Source organism: Proteus sp. NMG38-2 (assembly GCF_020640995.1).
In the GTDB taxonomy this organism is placed as follows: domain Bacteria; phylum Pseudomonadota; class Gammaproteobacteria; order Enterobacterales; family Enterobacteriaceae; genus Proteus.
Genome location: NZ_CP085481.1, coordinates 1,133,997 through 1,156,449 on the forward strand (window position 1 = coordinate 1,133,997; position 22,453 = coordinate 1,156,449).

18 protein-coding genes and 7 tRNA genes are annotated in these 22,453 nt (G+C 39.7%); 6 read left to right on the forward strand and 19 right to left on the reverse strand.

The annotated features are described in order from the left end of the window. The first annotated feature begins 22 nt into the window (after positions 1–22). Genes LG402_RS05335 through LG402_RS05345 form a run of 3 tightly spaced genes read left to right on the forward strand, consistent with a single transcriptional unit; the run spans position 23 to position 3,296 of the window. On the forward strand, positions 23–2,062 hold the full coding sequence (locus LG402_RS05335) for a protein-disulfide reductase DsbD family protein (RefSeq protein WP_227336555.1): 2,040 nt from the start codon (positions 23–25) through the stop codon (positions 2,060–2,062). Next, complete coding sequence (locus LG402_RS05340) at positions 2,062–2,793, forward strand: DsbA family protein (RefSeq protein WP_109409522.1); 732 nt, start codon at positions 2,062–2,064, stop codon at positions 2,791–2,793. The genes LG402_RS05335 and LG402_RS05340 overlap by 1 nt, the downstream gene beginning before the upstream one ends. Then, on the forward strand, positions 2,793–3,296 hold the full coding sequence (locus tag LG402_RS05345; protein WP_166540950.1) for a protein disulfide oxidoreductase: 504 nt from the start codon (positions 2,793–2,795) through the stop codon (positions 3,294–3,296). The genes LG402_RS05340 and LG402_RS05345 overlap by 1 nt, the downstream gene beginning before the upstream one ends. 8 nt (positions 3,297–3,304) lie before the next feature. Here the strand turns inward: LG402_RS05345 and LG402_RS05350 are convergent, their stop codons facing one another. From LG402_RS05350 to miaB, 6 genes are all read right to left on the reverse strand, one after another. Then, positions 3,305–3,991, reverse strand: coding sequence for a hypothetical protein (locus tag LG402_RS05350; protein ID WP_227336556.1), 687 nt, complete (start codon positions 3,989–3,991; stop codon positions 3,305–3,307). Between the two features lie 71 nt (positions 3,992–4,062). After that, entirely contained in the window at positions 4,063–5,586 is a 1,524-nt protein-coding gene (lnt, locus tag LG402_RS05355; RefSeq protein WP_227336557.1) for an apolipoprotein N-acyltransferase, read from the reverse strand. A 7-nt stretch (positions 5,587–5,593) separates the two neighbouring features. Further along, positions 5,594–6,475 carry a CNNM family magnesium/cobalt transport protein CorC gene (gene corC / locus LG402_RS05360; RefSeq protein WP_023581153.1) on the reverse strand — a complete coding sequence of 294 codons (882 nt, stop codon included), beginning with the start codon at positions 6,473–6,475 and terminating at the stop codon, positions 5,594–5,596. A gap of 71 nt (positions 6,476–6,546) precedes the next feature. Beyond that, positions 6,547–7,014, reverse strand: coding sequence for an rRNA maturation RNase YbeY (gene ybeY / locus LG402_RS05365; RefSeq protein WP_075671597.1), 468 nt, complete (start codon positions 7,012–7,014; stop codon positions 6,547–6,549). Continuing rightward, complete coding sequence (locus LG402_RS05370) at positions 7,007–8,068, reverse strand: PhoH family protein (protein ID WP_036912056.1); 1,062 nt, start codon at positions 8,066–8,068, stop codon at positions 7,007–7,009. The genes ybeY and LG402_RS05370 overlap by 8 nt, the downstream gene beginning before the upstream one ends. 28 nt (positions 8,069–8,096) lie before the next feature. Then, positions 8,097–9,527, reverse strand: a complete 1,431-nt coding sequence (miaB, locus tag LG402_RS05375; protein ID WP_166540953.1) for a tRNA (N6-isopentenyl adenosine(37)-C2)-methylthiotransferase MiaB — start codon at positions 9,525–9,527, stop codon at positions 8,097–8,099. A 205-nt stretch (positions 9,528–9,732) separates the two neighbouring features. Here miaB and ubiF point away from each other — a divergent pair, with 205 nt between their 5' ends. Then, on the forward strand, positions 9,733–10,920 hold the full coding sequence (gene ubiF / locus LG402_RS05380; RefSeq protein WP_208105229.1) for a 3-demethoxyubiquinol 3-hydroxylase: 1,188 nt from the start codon (positions 9,733–9,735) through the stop codon (positions 10,918–10,920). Positions 10,921–10,973: 53 nt separating this feature from the next. Here the strand turns inward: ubiF and fghA are convergent, their stop codons facing one another. The 13 genes from fghA to nagB all read right to left on the reverse strand — a co-directional run bounded on the left by fghA (position 10,974) and on the right by nagB (position 17,956). After that, entirely contained in the window at positions 10,974–11,804 is an 831-nt protein-coding gene (gene fghA, locus LG402_RS05385) for an S-formylglutathione hydrolase (protein WP_227336558.1), read from the reverse strand. A gap of 54 nt (positions 11,805–11,858) precedes the next feature. Then, positions 11,859–12,971, reverse strand: a complete 1,113-nt coding sequence (locus LG402_RS05390; RefSeq protein WP_109409529.1) for an S-(hydroxymethyl)glutathione dehydrogenase/class III alcohol dehydrogenase — start codon at positions 12,969–12,971, stop codon at positions 11,859–11,861. Between the two features lie 20 nt (positions 12,972–12,991). After that, on the reverse strand, positions 12,992–13,267 hold the full coding sequence (locus LG402_RS05395; protein ID WP_036938507.1) for a metal-sensing transcriptional repressor: 276 nt from the start codon (positions 13,265–13,267) through the stop codon (positions 12,992–12,994). A 238-nt stretch (positions 13,268–13,505) separates the two neighbouring features. Continuing rightward, positions 13,506–13,590 (reverse strand) — tRNA-Leu (locus LG402_RS05400). A gap of 50 nt (positions 13,591–13,640) precedes the next feature. Next, a tRNA-Gln gene (locus tag LG402_RS05405) sits at positions 13,641–13,715 on the reverse strand. Positions 13,716–13,720: 5 nt separating this feature from the next. Next, a tRNA-Met gene (locus LG402_RS05410) sits at positions 13,721–13,797 on the reverse strand. A gap of 20 nt (positions 13,798–13,817) precedes the next feature. Then, positions 13,818–13,892: transfer RNA gene (locus LG402_RS05415), tRNA-Gln, on the reverse strand. Positions 13,893–13,933: 41 nt separating this feature from the next. After that, positions 13,934–14,008: transfer RNA gene (locus LG402_RS05420), tRNA-Gln, on the reverse strand. A gap of 27 nt (positions 14,009–14,035) precedes the next feature. Continuing rightward, positions 14,036–14,120: transfer RNA gene (locus LG402_RS05425), tRNA-Leu, on the reverse strand. A gap of 8 nt (positions 14,121–14,128) precedes the next feature. Further along, a tRNA-Met gene (locus LG402_RS05430) sits at positions 14,129–14,205 on the reverse strand. A 412-nt stretch (positions 14,206–14,617) separates the two neighbouring features. After that, positions 14,618–15,850 (reverse strand): DNA-binding transcriptional regulator NagC, encoded by a 1,233-nt coding sequence (gene nagC / locus LG402_RS05435; RefSeq protein ID WP_166540957.1) that lies wholly within the window; start codon positions 15,848–15,850, stop codon positions 14,618–14,620. A 9-nt stretch (positions 15,851–15,859) separates the two neighbouring features. Next, a complete protein-coding gene (gene nagA / locus LG402_RS05440; RefSeq protein WP_109409531.1) occupies positions 15,860–17,023 on the reverse strand; it encodes an N-acetylglucosamine-6-phosphate deacetylase in 1,164 nt (387 codons plus the stop codon). A gap of 126 nt (positions 17,024–17,149) precedes the next feature. Next, the gene (gene nagB / locus LG402_RS05445; RefSeq protein ID WP_109409532.1) at positions 17,150–17,956 is read right to left on the reverse strand and encodes a glucosamine-6-phosphate deaminase; all 807 of its coding nucleotides are present in this window, start codon (positions 17,954–17,956) and stop codon (positions 17,150–17,152) included. A gap of 354 nt (positions 17,957–18,310) precedes the next feature. On the opposite strand from nagB, the gene nagE reads away from it, so the two are divergent. Together nagE and glnS are read left to right on the forward strand one after the other, a co-directional pair. Then, positions 18,311–20,353, forward strand: coding sequence for an N-acetylglucosamine-specific PTS transporter subunit IIBC (gene nagE / locus LG402_RS05450; protein WP_227336559.1), 2,043 nt, complete (start codon positions 18,311–18,313; stop codon positions 20,351–20,353). Between the two features lie 197 nt (positions 20,354–20,550). Further along, positions 20,551–22,218, forward strand: a complete 1,668-nt coding sequence (glnS, locus tag LG402_RS05455) for a glutamine--tRNA ligase (RefSeq protein ID WP_109410000.1) — start codon at positions 20,551–20,553, stop codon at positions 22,216–22,218. Positions 22,219–22,453: the final 235 nt, after the last annotated feature.

Sequence of the window (22,453 nt, forward strand, 5' to 3'; positions counted from 1 at the left end):
TAGGAATTTTTAGGGAGTTGTTATGTTTCGTTCTTTTGTTATGGCGTTGGTATTAACGCTATTTACGTTATCTACATCTCAAGCAGCAGATACAGGTTGGTTAACCATGCCTGATAATTCTCACGCACAAGTTAGGGCGACAGCACAAAAGTCACCAACAGGCGATGTGAAAATGTTACTTGAAGTGCAACTTGAGTCTGGATGGAAAACTTACTGGCGCTCACCAGGAGAAGGTGGTGTTGCACCTGAAATTAATTGGTCACAAGATGTGAGTACAATGGTATGGCATTGGCCGTCACCTTCTGCTTTCGATGTCGCAGGTATTCACACTCAAGGCTATGACAAGCAAGTTGTTTTTCCGATTGAATTAACCTCTGTTGATGCGGATCGTTTAACAGGCGTTTTAACGTTATCAACATGCAGTAATGTCTGTATTTTGACTGACTACACTTTAGACTTGGATCTTACAGAGCCAGCACCTGCTGATTTTGAATGGCAATATAGTCAGGCGATGGCAAAAATCCCAGTTGGCACAGGACTTATCTCCTCGGTTTCTTCTGATTATAACGATAGCCAGCTCACTATCTCTTTACAAAAAGAGCAAGGTTCGTGGGTTAAACCTAATATTTATCTCGATCCTCCCGAAGGTATGCTTTATGGTATTCCGCATTTAAATCATAAAGATAATAATTTATTTGTCACTGTTGATGTAACTGATGACTGGGGTGATGCTGCGGGTGATATTTCGGGTAAAGCACTCTCATTTGTTATTACTGACCAAGATTTCTCTCGTCAAGTTAATGACACAATAGGACTGGGGAAAACAGGTATTGCTCCTCCATCTCATTCAAGTGTTGGATTATGGAGTATTCTAGCTTTTGCGCTATTAGGTGGATTGATCTTAAATTTAATGCCTTGCGTATTACCTGTACTCGCGATGAAGTTGGGTTCGATTTTACACCTTGAAAATCGAGATAAAGGGGTTATTCGTAAGCAATTTTCGGTGTCTATTTTAGGTATTTTAGTTTCTTTTTGGGCATTAGCTCTATTTATGACGGGTTTACGCTATAGCCAAGAAGCCTTAGGTTGGGGAATACAGTTTCAAAGCCCCTGGTTTATTGGATTTATGGTGTTAGTGACGGCTATTTTTACCGCTAATTTATTTGGTCTATTTGAGTTACGTTTAAGTAGCAATATGAATACTAAAATGGCAACGGCTGGTGGGCAGGGATATGGTCGTCATTTTTGGGAAGGTGCTTTTGCTACTTTACTTGCTACCCCTTGTTCTGCACCATTTTTAGGTACCGCAGTCGCTTATGCTTTGATTGCTCCGTTAAGTGAGTTATGGCTTATTTTTACTGCATTAGGGATAGGAATGAGTTTGCCTTGGATCTTAGTGGCAATATTTCCATCTGTTGCAAAAGTGCTACCAAAACCCGGTAAATGGATGAATCGCCTAAGAGTTGTTTTAGGTTTTATGATGCTGTTGTCTAGCATTTGGCTTATTACACTTTTAATTCCTCATTTTGGGATGGCAATTGTTGCTGGCATTTTTATTGTTATTACTTTGCTTTTATTACTCGCAATTACACGGCACTATGGCAAAAAAACGGCTCTTATTTCTACTGTAATTGCCTTATTTTTGGCGGGAAGTACTTATTTATTTGTTGCTCAACCAGAAAGCCATACACTTGCAGGTCAAGACACGGTAAATTGGCAACCTTTATCTGAAGAAGCAATACATCAAGCCTTGGCTGATAATAAACGTGTGTTTGTTGATGTCACGGCAGATTGGTGTGTGACCTGCAAAGCAAACAAATACAATGTATTATTGCGAGAAGATATTCAGGCTGCACTGTCAGCACCTGATGTTGTTGCATTAAGAGGGGATTGGACTAAACCCTCTGATAAGATCACTCAGTTTTTAAAACAACGTGGTCAAGTTGCTGTACCTTTTAACCAAGTTTATGGACCTTGCCATAAAGATGGCGTGGTTTTACCCCCTCTTTTAAATAAAGATTCAACATTGACTGTTCTTTCAGAGGCTAAAGGAGCCCAATAATGAAAAAAACACTTTCTGCACTGGTTATTTCGTCATTACTTTTTGGTGCAAATGTGCAAGCCGCGGCATTAAGTGCTGATCAGGAAAAAGAAGTTCGCGCGCTGGTTCGTGATACATTAATCAAAAATCCAGAAATTCTGGAAGAAGCAATCACTGCATTACAAGCACAAAAAGCCGATGAGCAACAAGCACAATTTCGTACTGCATTAAAGGCAGAACACGACGCATTATATAACGATGCAGCAAGCCCTCGTATTGGTGCAAAAGACGCGAAGTTAGTGTTAGTTTCTTTTACTGATTATAACTGCCCATACTGCAAACGTTTCGACCCATTATTAGAACAAATCACAAAAGATTATCCAGAAGTAGCTGTGGTAATTAAACCATTACCATTTAAAGGCGAAAGTTCGGCCAAAGCTTCCCAAGCTGTGCTTTCTGTATGGAAAGAAGATCCAAAAGCGTTCTTAGCGTTACATCAACGTTTAATGCAGAAGAAAACAATGCTAGATAATGCAAGTATTGATGATGCAATGAAAACTACCAATACAAGCAAAGTAAAATTAACGGATGACAGCTTAAAAGCGTTACAAAATAACCTAGATCTTTCTCGTAAATTAGGTATTCAAGGTACACCTGCAACTGTTGTTGGCGATATGGTTATCCCAGGCGCCGTTGATTATGCTCAGCTAGAAGTGATTGTGAAAGAGCAACTGGCTAAAGTGAAAAAATAATGCGTAGTCGCTTACGAAAGTGGAGTAAAGAACTTATTGTTCTGGTGGTCATTTTCGGTATAGCCTCTTTCGCGATGGATTGGTGGCGACAACCTACGCCACCTTCTTTAACGAATTTACCTGAACTTTATACTGTTGATAATAAAGTTGTTTCATTAACAGAATTGAGTGCTGAAAAACCCTTATTAATCTATTTTTGGGCAACATGGTGTGGTGTTTGTAAACTAACAACACCCGCAGTAAATTCGTTAGCGCAAGATGGGTATAACGTGACATCAGTTGCGATCCGTTCTGGTGATAATGCAAAACTCGCACGTGGTATTCAGTCTAAAGAACTGGTCTTTCCTGTAATAAATGATAATCGAGGCGATATTTCTCAGCAGTGGGAAATTAGTGCAACACCTTCATTTGTTATTGTTTATAAAGGGGAAATGGTGGGCTTTACGAGTGGTTGGTCATCCTCATGGGGATTGAAACTACGTTTATGGTGGGCTTCTTTTTAAATCAGTTATCAGAATTTTAGTAAAGAAAAAATGATACCGGGTAAGCTGGCAATAAAGTAGATCACCTCATAAATAACATTTTTACGTCTACGCTCAATTTTTGCTTCTTGAGTGTTTTGAGCTATTAACACTTTTTCATTGGCAATACGTTTTGAAGTATTAATATGTATCGGCACAATATTAATAGGGATAGCGGTTTGATTATTTTTATTTACAGGTGTTAATTGGGCTAATGTCCAACCATATTGATGTTGTTTATTTCCGAACGCATTTTGCTCAATAACATAACCGTAATAATCTTTACGAAAACCTTTTTCTTCGTTATCACTGGAAATCTTATGAGCATATTGCCAATAAGATTGAATATCGGCTGATGAATGAATTAATTGAGATAGTGCTGGTGGTTCAAGTAAGGAGACATTAAGGCGTTTAGATTCAACTTCTTGTTTTTGTTGAATATTAATCGCAGTTTTCCAATGCACAGGTACAATGGTTTTATCTTCAATAAGTTGATTAATTGACTCTGGGTGTTTTGATAATACCCAGCCAAATTCATGTTGTTGCCGATTGAACATTTGGCGTTGGATCCATTTATTTTCTTTATCTGTACGGAAACCCTTTGTTTCATTATCTGTTGATATTTTTTTAGCTCTTTGCCAAATAATATCGAGAATATGTTCAGGGTAATGTTCCATGATAAAGCCCTTTTATTAGAGAAAGCCCAACCTAATTAATATTAACTTAATAAGGTTGGGCTTTATTCATTTTAATTACGGCGTTTAATAAAGGCGATAATAAAAAATAATCCAACCAGTATCCACAATGGTGTATTACCCCATTTATAATAAGGGGTTAATCCTGTTGTTGGTGTCATTTTTTCCGCTAAAGCACCTTCTTCAAATTGAGGAAGTTGAGAAATTACATCACCGTTGGCGGCAATAAAGGCTGTAATACCATTATTTGTCGAACGTAATAATGGTCTTCCTAACTCAAGAGAGCGCATTCTCGCCATTTGAAAATGCTGCCAAGGGCCGATTGAATTGCCAAACCACGCATCATTAGAAATCGTTAATAAGAATCGTGTATCAGGTTTGAAATTAGCACGAACTTGCTCACCTAAAATAATTTCATAGCAGATAGCCGCGGTAATTTTGGCATCATTGATAGTCAGTTGAGGTTGTACATATTCGCCTTGGCTTAATGATGACATCGGTAAATTAAAGAAAGGTGCCAGTGGGCGTAATAGTGATTCTAATGGTACATATTCACCAAAAGGAACAAGGTGATGTTTATTATAGCGATCTGTGGCTGGATATTGATAAGCATAGTGTTCACCTAATGTGATGACACTATTATAGAAACGATAACCTTCTAATGTCGGCCGAGCATCAATAATTCCTGTCATTAAATGAGTATCTTGCTCTCTCAATTGCTTATCAAGCTCAGCTAAAAAGCCTTGCTGTTGAATTTCAATATCAGGGATCGCCGATTCAGGCCAAATAATAAGATTTGCATTACCAATAAAAGGACGGCTTAAAGTGAGATAGGTTTTTAGTGTACTTTCTAATGTACCGGGTTCCCATTTTAATGATTGCGCAATATTCCCCTGAACAAGTGCTATCTCTTGTGTTTCATCTGGTAATGGTTGATACCACTGATAAGATTTAAAGCTGATAGGCAGCACCAATAATAGGAGTGCTGCAACAAGGCTATAAATTGATTTTCGAAAGAGAGTAAATGCGATAAGGCCACTGATAACAGTCAGTAGCAACGTTATCATTGTGACACCAAAAATAGGTGCAATACCTTTTAATGGGCCGTCAATTTGGCTATAACCAAATTGTAACCATGGGAAACCCGATAATACCCAACCTCTTAAGAATTCTGTAATTTGCCATAGTGCGGGTGCAGCAAAAACAAATCGCCATAGAGTCGGGTTTGGGAAAAACTTATTTAATAAGCCGGCAAAAAGTAGGGTATAGAGTGATAAATAAAGTGCTAATAAAATCACTAAAAAGATATTTATTGCAAATGGCATACCGCCAAAATCAGCAATGCTGACATAAACCCAATTTACACCGGTGCCGAATAATCCAAAGCCCCAAGCAAAGCCAAGAAATGCACCTTGTCGGGTTGTACGTTGCGTGATTATCAGTAATAGGCCCAGCAGTGAAATTAAGGCCGCAGGCCAAAAGTTAAAAGGCGAAAACGCGAAGGTGCCGATAGCACCGAAAAAAACCGCCAGAAGGGCGCGAACCCACTGGCGGTTTAAGAAAGAGGTATTATTCATTTAGATCCTATGCATCATTACCTAGTTCAGGAATGGGCGCATCATCTGGGATATGCACATAAACCTGAATGATCTTACGGCTATCTGCCATAACAACTTTAAATTGGTAATTATCAATGGTAATAGTTTCACCACGAGCAGGAAGATGACCAAAGGCTTGCATAACTAAACCGCCAATAGTATCAACTTCTTCATCGCTGAAATGTGTACCGAACGCTTCATTGAAATCTTCTATCTGGGTTAAAGCTCGAACTGAGTAAGCATGGCGACTCAGTGGACGAATATCAATATCATCCTCATCGTCATACTCATCTTCAATTTCGCCTACGATAAGTTCTAGAATATCTTCAATTGTGACAAGCCCTGATACACCTCCAAATTCATCAATCACAATTGCCATATGATAGCGTTGTGAGCGGAATTCTTTTAATAGGCGATCGACCCGTTTACTTTCAGGTACAACAACCGCTGAACGTAAGACTTTATCCATACTAAATGGCTCTGCGTCAGTACGCATAAATGGCAGTAAATCTTTTGCCATTAATAAGCCTTCAATATGATCTTTGTCTTCGCTGATGACTGGGAAACGGGAATGTGCTGAATCAATAATTACATCTAAACATTCATCAAGAGTTTGATTACGTTTTAGTGTAACGATTTGGGAGCGTGGGATCATAATATCCCGAACACGTTGTTCAGCAATATCCATTACCCCTTCAAGCATGTCGCGGGTATCAGGATCAATTAATTCTTTCTGTTCAGAATCGCGGATAAGCTCCATCAGATCATCACGGTTTTTAGGTTCACCGTGGAACCACTGATTAAGCAGTGTGAGAAACCCTTTCTTAGGACCAGGGTTATCGTTACTCGAAGATTGGTCGTCGCTCATGGCGTTTTAACTATTTTTCCTCATTGAATGGTTAATTAGATATAGTATTTATCATAAAAATAAGAGAACTGTTACTCTTTTTCAATTAAATAGGGATCTGCATAACCTAAATTTTGTAAGATTTCTGTCTCTAAACCTTCCATTTCTTCGGCTTCATCATCTTCAATATGATCATAACCTAAAAGATGCAGACAACCATGAATAACCATGTGTGCCCAATGTTCTTCGACGGTCTTACTCTGTTCAACGGCTTCTTTTTCTACCACTTGTCGGCAAATAATCAAATCACCTAATAGAGGCAGTTCAATTTCAGGTGGTGCTTCAAAAGGAAAAGAAAGCACGTTAGTGGGTCTATCTTTACCGCGATAAGTGAGATTCAGTTCATGACTTTCTGCTTCATCCACAATGCGAATAGTCACTTCACTTACAGGTTGAAACTGCGGTAATACCGCTTCCAACCATGTCATAAACTGGGCTTCAGTAGGAAGCCCTTGTGTATTTTCACTAGCTACTTGTAAATCAAGGATAACTTCACTCATGATTTTCTCTCTGAAGCTTCTCTTTTTCTGCTTTGATAGCTTGGCGACGTTTTTGATCTTCCGTTTCCCAAGCTTCATAGGCGATAACAATTTTGGCAACCACAGGGTGGCGAACAACGTCTTCACTGTGGAAAAAGTTAAAACTTAAGTCATTCACATCGGATAAAACTTCGATGGCATGACGTAAGCCTGATTTATTGCCTCTTGGCAGGTCAATTTGGGTAATATCCCCAGTAACAACCGCTTTAGAATTAAAGCCAATACGCGTTAAGAACATTTTCATCTGTTCGATGGTGGTGTTTTGGCTTTCATCAAGAATAATAAAGGCATCATTGAGTGTACGCCCACGCATATAAGCGAGAGGAGCGACTTCAATGACATTACGCTCTATTAGTTTCTCAACTTTTTCAAAACCTAACATCTCAAATAACGCATCATAAAGTGGTCGTAAATAGGGATCGACTTTTTGACTTAAATCGCCCGGTAAAAAGCCCAGTTTTTCACCGGCTTCAACCGCAGGGCGTGTTAATAAAATACGACGCACTTCTTGACGTTCAAGAGCATCAACAGCGGCAGCAACAGCCAGATAAGTTTTCCCTGTACCGGCAGGCCCAATACCAAAAGTAATATCATGGGTTTGAATATTGGCAATATATTGTGCCTGATTCGGTGTACGAGGTTTTATCACACCTCGCTTAGTTCGAATATTGGTCGATTTCCCAAATTCAGGAACATGCTCATCACTTTGCTCAAGCACACGGCTTTCTTTGATTGCAAGGTGAATTTGTTCAGGGTCGATATCGGGGATCACGCCTTTAATTGGCGAGGTTTCCACATACAGGCGACGTAAAATTCCTGCTGCTGCATTGACACATAATGATTTACCCGTGAGTTTAAAACGGTTATCACGATGATTAATCTCGATACCTAAACGGCGCTCAAGTTGCTTAATATTATCGTCAAATGGACCACATAGGCTCATTAAACGGGCATTGTCAGCTGGCTCTAAGAAAATTTCTTGGGTCGCTACTTGTGCATGTGCTATTACTGTCACTGATTATCCTTTTGTTAAATCTGATTAATTAAGGTTGGTAAACACCTACCCCTAATTCATCTTCTTTACGAGTACGTGCAATGACGGATTCTGGTGATTCATGGATACGTAAATCCATTTGATCTTCCGTTCTAACCACTTTACCACGTAGGGAGTTGGCATAAACGTCCACAATCTCAACATCAACGAACTTACCAATCATATCCGGTGTACCTTCAAAGTTAACCACTCGGTTATTTTCAGTACGACCAGAAAGCTCCATCACATTTTTACGTGAAGGGCCTTCAACAAGAATACGTTGCACACTGTTTAGCATCGCTCGGCTAAAGTTCATGGCTTGTTGATTGATACGTTGTTGTAGCAGATATAAACGCTGTTTCTTTTCATCTTCACTAACGTCATCAGGTAAGTCAGCGGCTGGCGTACCGGGACGAGCGGAATAGATGAAACTAAAGCTCATATCAAAATTAACATCTGCAATTAATTGCATCGTTTTTTCAAAGTCGTCTTGTGTTTCACCTGGGAAACCGATGATAAAGTCTGAGCTTATCAGAATACCAGGACGCGCTTTGCGTAATTTGCGAATGATGCTCTTATATTCAAGTGCCGTATGGTTACGCTTCATTAATGTTAGAATGCGGTCAGAACCACTTTGCACTGGTAAGTGTAAATAGCTGACTAATTCTGGTGTATCTTCATAAACTGCAACAATATCGTCAGTAAATTCGATAGGGTGGCTAGTAGTAAAGCGAACGCGGTCAATACCATCAATTGCTGCCACTAAGCGAATTAATTCAGCAAAGCTACAGATTTGACCATCAAAAGTGGCGCCACGATAGGCATTAACGTTTTGACCTAACAGGTTTACTTCGCGCACACCTTGTGCAGCTAATTGAGCAATTTCAAATAGCACATCATCACAAGGACGGCTAACTTCTTCACCGCGAGTGTAAGGAACTACGCAGAAAGAGCAGTATTTGTTACAGCCTTCCATGATAGAAACAAAAGCGGAAGGGCCATCAGCACGAGGCTCTGGCAGACGGTCAAATTTTTCGATTTCAGGGAAGCTGATATCGACAACTGGGCTTTTAGTACCTTTAACCTGGTTAATCATTTCAGGTAAGCGGTGTAAGGTTTGTGGTCCGAAGATAATATCGACACACTGCGCACGTTGACGAATGTATTCACCTTCTTGAGAGGCAACACAACCGCCAACGCCAATGATAATATCGGGTTTATTATCTTTAAAATATTTCCAACGTCCTAACTGATGAAAGACTTTTTCTTGTGCTTTCTCACGGATAGAACAGGTATTTAGCAGTAGAATGTCCGCATCTTCGGCGACATCGGTTAACTGATAACCGTGGGTGCTTTCGAGTAGGTCTGCCATTTTGGATGAATCGTACTCATTCATCTGACAGCCCCAAGTTTTAATGTACAGTTTTTTTATCGTCGACATTGTGTAAATCCGGTATTTTCAGTGAGACAATAGCTAATCACTGGAAAACGTTGCGTGTAATAAGCCAATAAGGCGGTTATTGTAGTCATTTGTGTGGTCAGTGACTAGAGTAAGTCGGCGCTAATTCTTTATGGCGTTTAGTTTAATCAAAATAAACAGAAACAGCGCTTACCTATTATTTAAAGTAATGAGTTATGGCATAACAATGATGAGTAATGTAAAAAACGATTTTGATGCAATCATCGCGGGTGGCGGGATGATTGGCGCTGCTGTTGCAATTGGGCTGGCGCAAGAAGGATTGCGTGTCGCAATGATTGAACGACAGTCTCCAGCACCTTTTGATGCGTCATCTCATCCTGATATCCGTATTTCTGCGATTAGCTGTGCGTCCGTTAGTCTATTAAAACAACTAGGTGCATGGCAACATGTTTTGGCTATGCGTTCTGCGCCTTATCTCACTCTTGAAACATGGGAAGAAGAAAACGCTCATGTTGTTTTTGATGCAAAAAGCTTAGGATTGCCCGAATTGGGGTATATGGTTGAAAACCGTATTTTGCAATTAGCGCTTTGGCAAGAAGCTGAACGTTATAGCAATATCACTTTATTATGCCCAAACAGTCTAAGTAAAATGATCTATTTAGATGATAAATGGAAGGTAACACTTTCTGATGGCAGTGAAGTGACCACAAATTTAGTGGTGGGTGCCGATGGTGCGAATTCTCAAGTACGCCAATTTGCAGGTATTGGTAGCAATGGCTGGCAATATCGCCAATCTTGTATGTTGATTACAGTAAAAACAGAATTACCACCAGAAAAGGGAACATGGCAACGTTTTTACCCTTCTGGGCCTCGTGCTTATTTACCGCTTTTTGATAACTGGGCTTGTTTGGTTTGGTATGACTCACCTGATCGAATTAGAAAACTGCAAAACATGTCGATGATGCAGTTAGAAAAAGAAATTCAACATGCTTTTCCTGAGCGATTAGGTAAAGCGACACCTATTGCAGCCGGTTCATTCCCATTAACGCGTCAACATGCAAGCCGTTATGTTGATAAAGGGATTATTTTGTTGGGAGATGCGGCTCATACCATCAATCCTTTAGCGGGGCAGGGCGTCAATTTAGGTTACCGTGATGTGGATTGTTTCTTAGACTTAGTGGCTGATGCCAAAAAACATTTTGAACCTTGGGATTCAATGGCGTTATTGAAGAAATATCAGCGTCGACGTATGCCTGATAACTTAGTGATGCAAGCGGGAATGGATGTTTTTTATCACGCCTTTAGTCACCAATTACCGGGATTAAAAGTTGTTAGAAATATCGGTCTTTTAGCAGCTCAACATGCAGGTAAGGCTAAAGAAGCGGCGCTACGTTATGCATTAGGCATTAAGTGATTTAAGTAATAAAGTAATGCGATGATCTCCCCAAAGAGAGCATCGCATTATCGCTAAGCGTTTAAGTGCTTTGCATGAAAGGCAATATGTTCGCCAATAAAACTTGCCACAAAATAGTAACTGTGATCGTACCCTTGATGTAAATTCAATTGATAAGGGAACTGTTTTTTGTCACAAACTTGCGCATATAATTCAGGTTTAAGCTGTTCTTGATAGAACGGATCATCAAGCCCGACATCAACACGCATAGGTAATACACTTTCTGCTTGGTTAATTAATTCAACCGCATCATATTGTTTCCACTGTGCCACATCATTCCCTAAATAAGCGCTAAACGCCTTTTTACCCCAAGGAACAATAGAGGGTGACACTATAGGAGAAAATGCCGACACGCTGCGATAGCGGGCTGAATTTCGTAAGGCAATCGTTAAGGCGCCATGTCCTCCCATTGAATGACCGCTAATTGCGCGTTTATCCGTGACAGGAAAGTGTGTTTCAATCAGTGTCGGTAGCTCATCAACAATATAGTCATACATCTTGTAATGTTCATTCCAAGGCGATTGGGTGGCATTAAGATAAAAGCCTGCACCTTGCCCTAGATCATAAGCACTATCATCAGCGACATTTTCACCACGAGGACTGGTATCTGGCACAACTAAAATAATGCTATGTTGTGCTGCAAATTGTTGAGCACCAGCTTTAGTAATAAAATTTTGTTCATTACAAGTTAAACCTGATAACCAATATAAAACAGGGTATTTTTGCCCTTCTTCCATCGGAGGAAGATAGATGGCAAATTTCATCTCACAACTTAACGCCTTTGATGTATGTTGATAAACTTCTTGCCAACCACCAAAACAGGCGTGACGTTCAATCCTTTCCATTTTGACTCCTTTAAAAAACAAAGACAAACCGATGAGACATAGGTTTGAGGATGATTAATCGAAATGAATAACAGTGCGGATTGATTTACCTTCGTGCATTAAATCAAAAGCTTCATTAATTTTTTCTAATGGCAGTTTATGGGTAACAAAAGGTTTAAGTTCGATATTACCTTTCATTGCATCTTCAACCATGCCGGGTAATTGACTACGGCCTTTTACACCACCAAAAGCAGTACCTTTCCACGAACGACCCGTCACTAATTGGAAAGGACGTGTTGAGATCTCTTGTCCTGCACCTGCCACACCAATGATGACAGATTGACCCCAACCACGATGCGCACTTTCTAATGCGGCTCTCATCACATTGACGTTTCCGATACATTCAAAAGTATGATCAACACCCCATTGGGTCATTTCGACAAGGACTTGCTGGATAGGTTTATCGTAATCATTAGGATTTAGACAATCTGTCGCACCAAATTGACGTGCCAATGCAAATTTCTCAGGATTAGTATCAATGGCAAAAATACGGCCCGCTTTGGCTTGTCTTGCACCTTGCAGAACAGCAAGACCAATACCACCTAAACCAAAGACAGCGACTGAATCACCTTCTTGTACTTTTGCCGTATTGTGAACTGCACCAATACCTGTTGTTACACCACATCCTAATAAACAGACTTCTTCGTGATTAGCTTCAGGATTAATTTTTGCTAGTGAAACTTCAGCAACAACGCTGTATTCACTAAAGGTAGAACATCCCATGTAGTGATAAATAGGTTGTCCATTATAGGAAAAGCGTGTTGTTCCATCAGGCATTAAGCCTTTTCCTTGTGTTGCTCTGACTGCAACACATAAGTTTGTTTTGCCTGATTTACAAAATAGACATTCACCGCATTCTGCTGTGTACAGGGGAATAACATGATCGCCAGGTTTTACGCTAGTGACGCCTTCACCTACTTCAACAACAACGCCTGCGCCTTCATGACCAAGAATTGCTGGGAAGACGCCTTCAGGATCATCACCTGAGAGCGTAAAGGCATCTGTATGGCAAACGCCTGTGTGGCTAATTTTTATGAGCACTTCGCCAGCTTTTGGTGGCATCACATCAACTTCAACAATTTTTAAAGGCTCTCCTGGTCCAAATGCGACCGCAGCACGAGATTTCATGGTGTATCCTTTTTTTGTTATTAACGCAGGTAAGTGCGGATAAGTGAAATGGCATCATCAACGGAATTTTTTTGATCTTCAGGAGAAGCGACAGCATCCATTAGACCTTCACGTAAATGACTTTCGAGTACACCTGCCATTAGGCCATTGATAGCGCCCCGAATGGCAGCAATTTGTTGTAATACCTGACCGCATTCATTTTCATTTTCAAGAGCAGTTTCTAATGCAAGAAGTTGCCCTTTGATTTTTCTCACGCGAGTTAACGCGGCTTTTTTTTCTGCTGGTGAGTGTGGCATATATAATCCTTAAATATACTATAGGGGAGTATAGTATTTGAGTGAATATATGTACAGAGAGATCAAAAAGGCTTGGAAAAATAAAGATGGAATTAAAAAAATCGTTTTGAATGCAGGAAAGTAAAGAGAAGTACAAAGGGGGAAATTGTGTTTGGGGAAAATAGGATCGCAGAAACAAAAAAGACCCGCTATTGCGAGTCTTAATCGTTGATTTCGTGATAAACACGTTAATAATCAATGGTGCGGAAGGCGAGACTTGAACTCGCACACCTTGCGGCGCCAGAACCTAAATCTGGTGCGTCTACCAATTTCGCCACTCCCGCAACAACTTGGAGAAAAAAAGACTCGCTTTGCGAGTCTCTCTTTCAAAATATGGCTGGGATACCAGGATTCGAACCTGGGAATGCCAGGATCAAAACCTGGTGCCTTACCGCTTGGCGATATCCCAAAAAATGGTGGCTATGACGGGATTCGAACCTGTGACCCCAACATTATGAGTGTTGTGCTCTAACCAGCTGAGCTACATAGCCATATTGAATCTAGCGAAAGATGGCTGGGATACCAGGATTCGAACCTGGGAATGCCAGGATCAAAACCTGGTGCCTTACCGCTTGGCGATATCCCATCCGCTAATTCAATTGTCAACACACTAATTTATCAGAAATATGGCTGGGATACCAGGATTCGAACCTGGGAATGCCAGGATCAAAACCTGGTGCCTTACCGCTTGGCGATATCCCAACTGATAAATTCTTGACGAGGTTAAAATGGTGCGGGAGGCGAGACTTGAACTCGCACACCTTGCGGCGCCAGAACCTAAATCTGGTGCGTCTACCAATTTCGCCACTCCCGCAAAAAAGATGGTGGCTATGACGGGATTCGAACCTGTGACCCCAACATTATGAGTGTTGTGCTCTAACCAGCTGAGCTACATAGCCATCTTTTTTTGCATAACCTTCGTCGGCGTTGCGGGGCGCATTATGCGTATTACAGACAAATCCGTCAACTGCTTTTTGCATTAATTTTCGAGAAACGTGTCCGTTTGCTCGATGGTTAATCATTTTGTCGAAAAAAGATCCAAAAAACAACCTTGTTGATAAAAAATATACTCAAAAATAAGAGAGTGTAAAGTGTGAATAAAAAGAAAAAACAAAGCAGTAAGAAGAGAGGAGATGAATAAACACTATTAAAATGTAGAGATAAAAAGGTATAAAAAAAGAAATGTAGTGAGAAAATCACGTAACATTTCTTTTTCTTAATCTATTACTGTTTGAAATTTGGACTCATTTTTCTATTTAACTAAGAAAAAGTATGTATTTAACTCAAAAAGTATAATTTATCAGCAATAACTTACTTTTCTAATAGCTGTTGAAGCAATTCTCCGTTAAGCATTGCTCGTTTAGTTAATGCAAAAGCCCCTATTGCAGAACGATGATCAAGCTCTGATGTGACTACAGGAAGCTCTTCTCTAAATTCTTTTAAGACTTGCGTATTAATACAACTTTGAATGGACGGTAGCAAAATTTCAGCAGCTTCGGTTAATTCACCCGCTAAGACAACTTTTTGTGGGTTAAATAAGTTAATTGCGATCGCAATGGCTTTACCCAAATGTAGGCCAACTTGTTTAATTGTTTCCACGGCTAATGGATCATTTTTAACTGCCGCATGACAGATATCTTGGATTTGACATTGTGTCGATGATAAATATTGACTTGGGTAGCCTTGCTCTAATTGATAGCGTACTTTGGCTTCAATTGCTGTATTGGATGCAATTGTTTCTAAACAGCCAAAATTACCACAATGACAACGCTCGCCTAGAGGGTCTATTTGAATATGGCCAATTTCCCCAAGGTTACCGCGCTGATTGAGGAGAATTTTATTATTAATAATAACCCCGGCACCCGCACCACGGTGAATCCGCACTAATAGCGAATCTTCACAATCTCTGGTAGCACCAAAATAGTTTTCAGCTAATGCGAGGCTTCGAATATCATGACCAGCATAACATGGAAGGCTAAAGCGTTTTTCAAGACTGTTTACTAAAGCCCAATTATCCACTTTCATATGAGGCATATAGCGAACAACGCCTTTATTGGGATCAACAAGGCCGGGTAAGATGACAGAAATTGAAATCAGCTCACGAATACGACGTTGATTTTGTTTAATAAAATCATCAATTGCATTAATAAGCAGAGCTTCAACTTCATTTTGTGTGCTCTGTTCTATGGGATAGTGTTGCTCAATAATGACCTTACCACTCAGATCATAGAGTGCGACAGTCGCATCATTGCGTCCTAGTCGCACACTGACGGTATTAAAATTACGGTGTTCAACAATGATGGAAATCGCACGGCGTCCACCTGTTGATGCTTGTTGATCAACTTCTTTAATCAGTCCACGTTCAAGCAACTGACGAGTAATTTTAGTCACACTGGCAGGTGCTAGTTGGCTTTGTTCGGCTATTTGGATACGGGAAATGGGCCCGTGTTGATCAATCAGTCGATACACAATCGCACTGTTAAGTTGTTTAACAAGATCGATATTGCCAATTTGCGTTTCAGTGTTGTTATGACTCATCAGCATATACATCCATTAGTTATCAGTTATTTCAATACCATTGACAAATGTTGTGCAAAGGTTGAAGTCCTTGTCAAAAGAAGCGAGATTAGCAATTTTTCCTGCTTCAATTGTACCGAGTTCTTTTTCTATCCCAATCGCACGAGCGGGATAAAGTGTAGCCATTCGTAATGTTTCATCTAATGGAATACCTACATGAATCACGCTATTTTTAATCGCGCCAATCATGGTAAGTGATGATCCACTTAATGTGCCATCAGCATCGACACACAATCCATTACGATAATATATGGTTTTTCCTGCAAAAACGAAGCTATCCATCTCATTTTTATTAGGATCAAGCCCCGCAGGCGCAGTTGCATCTGTGACTAATAGTAATTTATCGCCTTTTAAACGTTTACTATTGCGAATATTAGCCCATGAAACATGCATACCATCAGCAATAATACCTGCATAAACCTCAGGTGTATCATAAATAGCGCCAACAAGGCCAGGGCCTCTGCCTGTAATATAAGGCATTGCATTATAAAGATGGGTCGATAATGAAATTCCATTACGGAATCCTTTACGAGCTTCTTCATAAGTCGAATTGGAATGGCCTGCCGAAACAATGATACCTGCTTTGATTAATTGACGAACATACTTTTCATCAACCATTTCTGGTGCAAGGGTGATTTTAGCGATGACATCAGCATTATCGCACAAATAGCTAATCATCTGAGCACTTGGTTGACGAATAAATTGCGGATCATGTGTCCCTTTTTTAATCACATTGATGTAAGGGCCTTCTAAGTGTAATCCCAGTACTTTGTTTTCATGTTTTTTCATGTAGGCGCGAGTTGCTTCGATGCCTATCTTCATCAATTCATCAGAACAGGTAATTAGTGTTGGTAAATAACTGGTACAGCCTAAACGCTCATTTGCTTTTTGCATGATTTCTAGCGTTTCAACGGTGACATTTTCTGGTGTGTCATTAAATTGCACGCCACCACAACCATTAACTTGTAAATCGATAAAACCGGGAGAGACAATTGCACCTTTCATATCACGAACAGTGATATCTTTTGGCAGTTGATCCTGTGGGCAAACCTGCTCAATACGGGAGCCGTTAATAATAATGGCGTGATTTTCTAAACGGTCGTAACCTGTATAAATAACAGCATTTGTTAAGGCAAACATACCTTTGTCTCCTGATAAGGGAAGTCAATCTAAAAAAAGCCGATATCAGCCAGTAAATTCTGGCTGATAAGTAAGAGAGCTTAGCCTTTTCCACTACTTAATCAGTAGGTACTTATTTTACTAAACTTAGTCTTGGTATTTTTGACACTCTTGCGCTTCAATTTGTTGGAAATAACGCAATGTTTTAACTCGTAATTCCATTGTGGCAGGATCATCACACACTATAATTGCTTTTGGATGAAGCTGGACACAGGAAATTGTCCATAAATGGTTAACTGCACCTTCGGTGGCGGCATGCACAGCCTGCGCTTTATTAAAACCTGTTGCCAAAATCATTAATTCTTCAGCGTCTAATAATGTGCCTACACCGACAGTTAGTGCGTATTTAGGAACATGATTAACATTATTGTCGAAGAAACGTGAATTTGCTAAACGGGTGTCTTCGGTGAGCGTTTTCATACGAGTGCGTGAAGAGAGTGATGACGCAGGTTCATTAAATGCAATGTGACCGTCGTTACCTACACCGCCCATAAACAGATTGATTTTGCCATAAGACTTTATTTTAGCCTCATAACGTGCACATTCTGCTTGTGGATCTTCTGCGTTGCCGTTTAATAAATTGATATTTTCATCTTTAATATCAATATGATTAAAGAAGTTTTCATACATAAATGTACGATAACTTTGTGAATGATCTGATGGAATACCAACATATTCATCCATATTGAATGTCACAACGTGTTGAAAACTGACTTTTCCAGCACGGTGTAATTCAATTAACTCTTTATATGTCGCCAATGGCGTGCCACCAGTTGGTAAACCAAGCACGAAAGGGCGATCTGCGGTTGGATTAAATGCGTTGATCTTTTCAACGATGTAATTTGCGGACCACTTACCAACTTGTTTTGCCGTGGATAGGGGGATTAACCTCATAGTAACCTCTTAGAAAAAAGACAAATCTGATAATTCAGGAACATGTTATTTCATTGTGTGATTATCAGTGGCTCATCTATAACACGAATTTCTTTTCATTTTTAGTCGATGACTCAATTGTCCCGCCAAAAGATATTTTTAATCATAAAATAAGCTTTCTGACTTAGCCAGCATTTCAGCTAAAAAATATACGATATTGGTGACTTCAATCACAAATTATGACTAATTAATTTGCGATACGAAATAATTTTTTTAGACTGAAAATGGAATTAAATAATTAGCTCATCAATTTTTTTATAAAATATGAATGAGTATGAATAAGATCCCGTATAGGGGCTATCCAAGGGGGAGTTTGTGAATATTTTAAGTTATCTGCAGAAGATAGGACGGGCACTAATGGTGCCTGTTGCTACATTACCTGCAGCTGCAATTCTGATGGGGATTGGCTACTGGATTGATCCAGTAGGCTGGGGTAGCGATAACGCGCTTGCTGCCTTACTTATCAAATCTGGTGCTGCTATCATCGAAAACATGTCAGTCTTATTTGCCATTGGTGTCGCTTATGGCATGTCAAAAGACAAAGACGGTGCTGCTGCTCTAACGGGTTTTGTGAGTTTCTTGGTGGTCACAACACTTTGTTCGCCAGCAGCTGTGTCTATGATCAAGGGGATCCCATTAGAGGCTGTACCTGCCGCATTTGGTAAAATAGAGAACCAATTTGTGGGGATTTTAGTGGGTGTGCTTTCAGCGGAACTTTATAACCGTTTTAGCCAAGTAGAATTGCCTCTTGCACTTTCATTCTTTAGTGGTCGACGTTTAGTTCCTATTTTAGCGTCATTCCTCATGATCATCGTTGCCTTTATTTTGATGTATATCTGGCCTGTTATTTATGGCGGATTAGTCAGCTTCGGTGAAAGTATTAAAGATATGGGGGCATTAGGTGCCGGTATTTACGCATTCTTTAACCGTTTATTAATTCCTGTTGGTCTACACCACGCATTGAACTCTGTATTCTGGTTTGACGTTGCGGGTATCAATGATATTCCTAATTTCCTTGCTGGTCAGAAATCTATTGATGCTGGTTTAGCGACAGTCGGTGTAACTGGTCGTTATCAAGCGGGTTTCTTCCCTGTCATGATGTTTGGTTTACCAGGTGCTGCACTGGCGATTTATCACTGTGCACGTAAAGAAAATAAAGCAAAAGTTGCTGGTATTATGATGGCGGGTGCATTTGCTGCATTCTTCACAGGTATCACTGAACCGCTTGAATTCTCATTTATGTTTGTTGCACCAGTGCTTTATGTTATTCACGCATTCTTAATGGCAATTTCTGTTTATATTGCTGCTAGTATGGAGTGGATTTCAGGGTTTGGCTTTAGTGCAGGCTTAGTGGATATGTTCTTATCATCTCGTAACCCACTTGCTGTACACTGGTACATGTTGATTGTCCAAGGTATTGTGTTTTTCTTTATCTATTACGGTATTTTCCGTTTCACTATTACGAAATTCAATCTAAAAACACCAGGCCGTGAAGATGAAGTGTCTGATGATGAAACCGCAGATGGTTATGATGAAGATATCACAACAGCCCCTGCGAATAGCAAAGCAGGCATCCAGCAAGAAGCTCGTCAATATATCGCCGCTATTGGTGGCTCTGATAATTTAACGGGTATCGATGCTTGTATTACTCGCCTACGCCTCAATGTAAAAGATTCTTCTGTAGTTAATGATGCATACGCAAAACGTTTAGGCGCATCAGGTGTTATTCGTTTAAATAAACAAAGTGTTCAAGTGATTGTGGGTACGCGTGCAGAACTTGTGGCTAACGCAATGCGCGATGTATTAACACAAGGCCCAGTTGCCGCTTATGAAGGTACATCTACTTCAACCGTGTCTACTGAAAAAACACCTATAAAACAAGCTAATACTAATGCAAAAGTATTACTTGAAATGATTGCGCCTTTTGATGGTGAAGTTGTAGCATTAAAAGATGTGCCTGATGAAGCTTTCTCAAGTGGTGTTGTAGGGGATGGGCTTGCGATTAAACCAACCTCTAATATTGTAATGGCACCTGCAACAGGCTCGGTTGTTAAGATTTTTGATACTAACCATGCATTTTGTATTGAAACCGATAATGGTGTTGAAATCATCGTTCATATGGGGATTGATACTGTCGCATTAGGCGGTAAAGGCTTTAAGCGTTTAGTTGAAGAAGGTGCGAACGTTAAAGTCGGTCAACCTATCTTAGAATTAGATCTTGAATATCTGAACGCTAATGCTAAATCGATGATAAGTCCTGTGATTGTAAGCAATATTGATGATTTTGATAAAATTGCTGAACAAGTTACAGGTGATGTGGTTGGAAATAAAACCGTTATCTACAAAGTATTAAAATAAATTCTATACAGATATTTAATCCTCTATAAAGAGATGGTTAAATAAGACGATAAAACGGGGAGTCTTTCAAACTTCCCGTTTTTTTATCTCTATTTTGATAAATATCTCAGGGGTGTATTTAGCTAAGGTATTTATGAAACCTGCTTATTGGATTATAGTGGGTTAATTATGCGTTTTGCTTTGAGGAAAAAATGACCATGAATGAGGCAGATGCCCGCCCAACTAACTTTATTCGTCAAATAATTGACGAAGATCTGGCAACAGGGAAACATGATAGCGTGCATACGCGTTTCCCACCTGAACCTAATGGCTATCTTCATATCGGCCATGCGAAATCAATTTGTCTGAATTTTGGTATTGCTAAAGATTACCAGGGTAAATGTAATTTACGTTTTGATGATACCAATCCAGTAAAAGAAGATATTGAGTACATCAACTCAATTCAAAAAGATGTTCAGTGGTTAGGTTTCCAATGGGAAGGTAGCGTTCATTACTCCTCAGATTATTTTGATCAACTCTATCAATATGCGATTGAGTTGATTAATAAAGGCTTAGCTTATGTCGATGAGTTGAGCGCTGAAGAAATTCGTGAATATCGCGGTACATTAAAAGAGCCAGGTAAAAACAGTCCTTATCGTTCACGTAGCGTAGAAGAGAACTTAGCACTGTTTGAAAAAATGCGTGCTGGTGGCTTTGAAGAAGGTAAAGCGTGTTTACGTGCGAAAATTGATATGGCATCACCATTTATTGTTATGCGTGATCCGGTGCTTTATCGTATTAAATTCGCTGAACACCACCAAACTGGAAATAAATGGTGCATTTATCCAATGTATGATTTTACCCACTGTATCTCAGATGCTCTGGAAAATATCACTCATTCTTTATGTACGTTAGAATTCCAAGATAACCGTCGTTTATATGATTGGGTGCTGGATAATATCACTATCCCTTGTCATCCTCGTCAATATGAATTCTCTCGTCTTAACCTTGAATATACTGTGATGTCAAAGCGTAAGCTGAATCAGCTTGTGACAGAAAACATCGTCAATGGTTGGGATGATCCTCGTATGCCAACCATTTCAGGCTTACGTCGTCGTGGTTATACCGCAGACTCTATTCGTGAATTCTGTTTACGTATTGGTGTAACGAAACAAGAAAATAATGTTGAAATGGCTGCATTAGAATCTTGTATTCGTGATGATTTAAACGAAAATGCACCTCGTGCAATGGCTGTTATCGATCCAGTTCGTTTAGTGATTGAAAATATGCCAGAAGGCGAAGAGATTTTAACTGCGCCGAATCACCCTAATAAACCGGAAATGGGAACGCGTGAAGTGCCATTTAGCCGTGAAATTTATATTGATCGTGCTGACTTCAAAGAAGAAGCAAACCGCCAATATAAACGTCTGGTGCTAGGTAAAGAAGTCCGTTTACGTAATGCTTATGTGATTAAAGCAGAACGTGTCGAAAAAGACGAACAAGGCGAAATTACGACCATTTACTGTACTTATGATGCTGAGACTTTAAATAAAGATCCTGCTGATGGTCGTAAAGTAAAAGGTGTTATTCACTGGGTAAGTATTCCACATGCTGTTCCTGCTGAAATACGTCTGTATGACCGTCTGTTTAGCGTACCAAACCCAGCGGCAGAAGATGATTTCTTATCAACAATTAACCCTGAATCTTTAGTTATTCGTGAAGGTTTTGTTGAACGTAGCTTAAAAGATGCAGCTATCGAAAAAGCGTATCAATTTGAGCGTGAAGGCTACTTCTGTGCTGATAAGCTATCAACAGCGGATAAGTTAGTGTTTAACCGTACAGTAGGCTTACGTGACACTTGGGCTAAGATTTCTCAACAAGGTTGATTTAAACCTTATTTTGAGTCGCAATAGTTAGCACCAAAATTAATAGAATGCTCGGTAATTAGTTATCGAGCATTTTTTTATCTGTTTTTTTTCTAATTTTGTACAATTTTTCATCTATTTATATTTAGTATTTATTCTTTTAGGATCAATTAATCTCAAGTTTTTCATTCCAAACGATAACTTTTTATTTATTTCATTTGAAATAATTAACTTGTTATCACTTTATTCTTCCGTT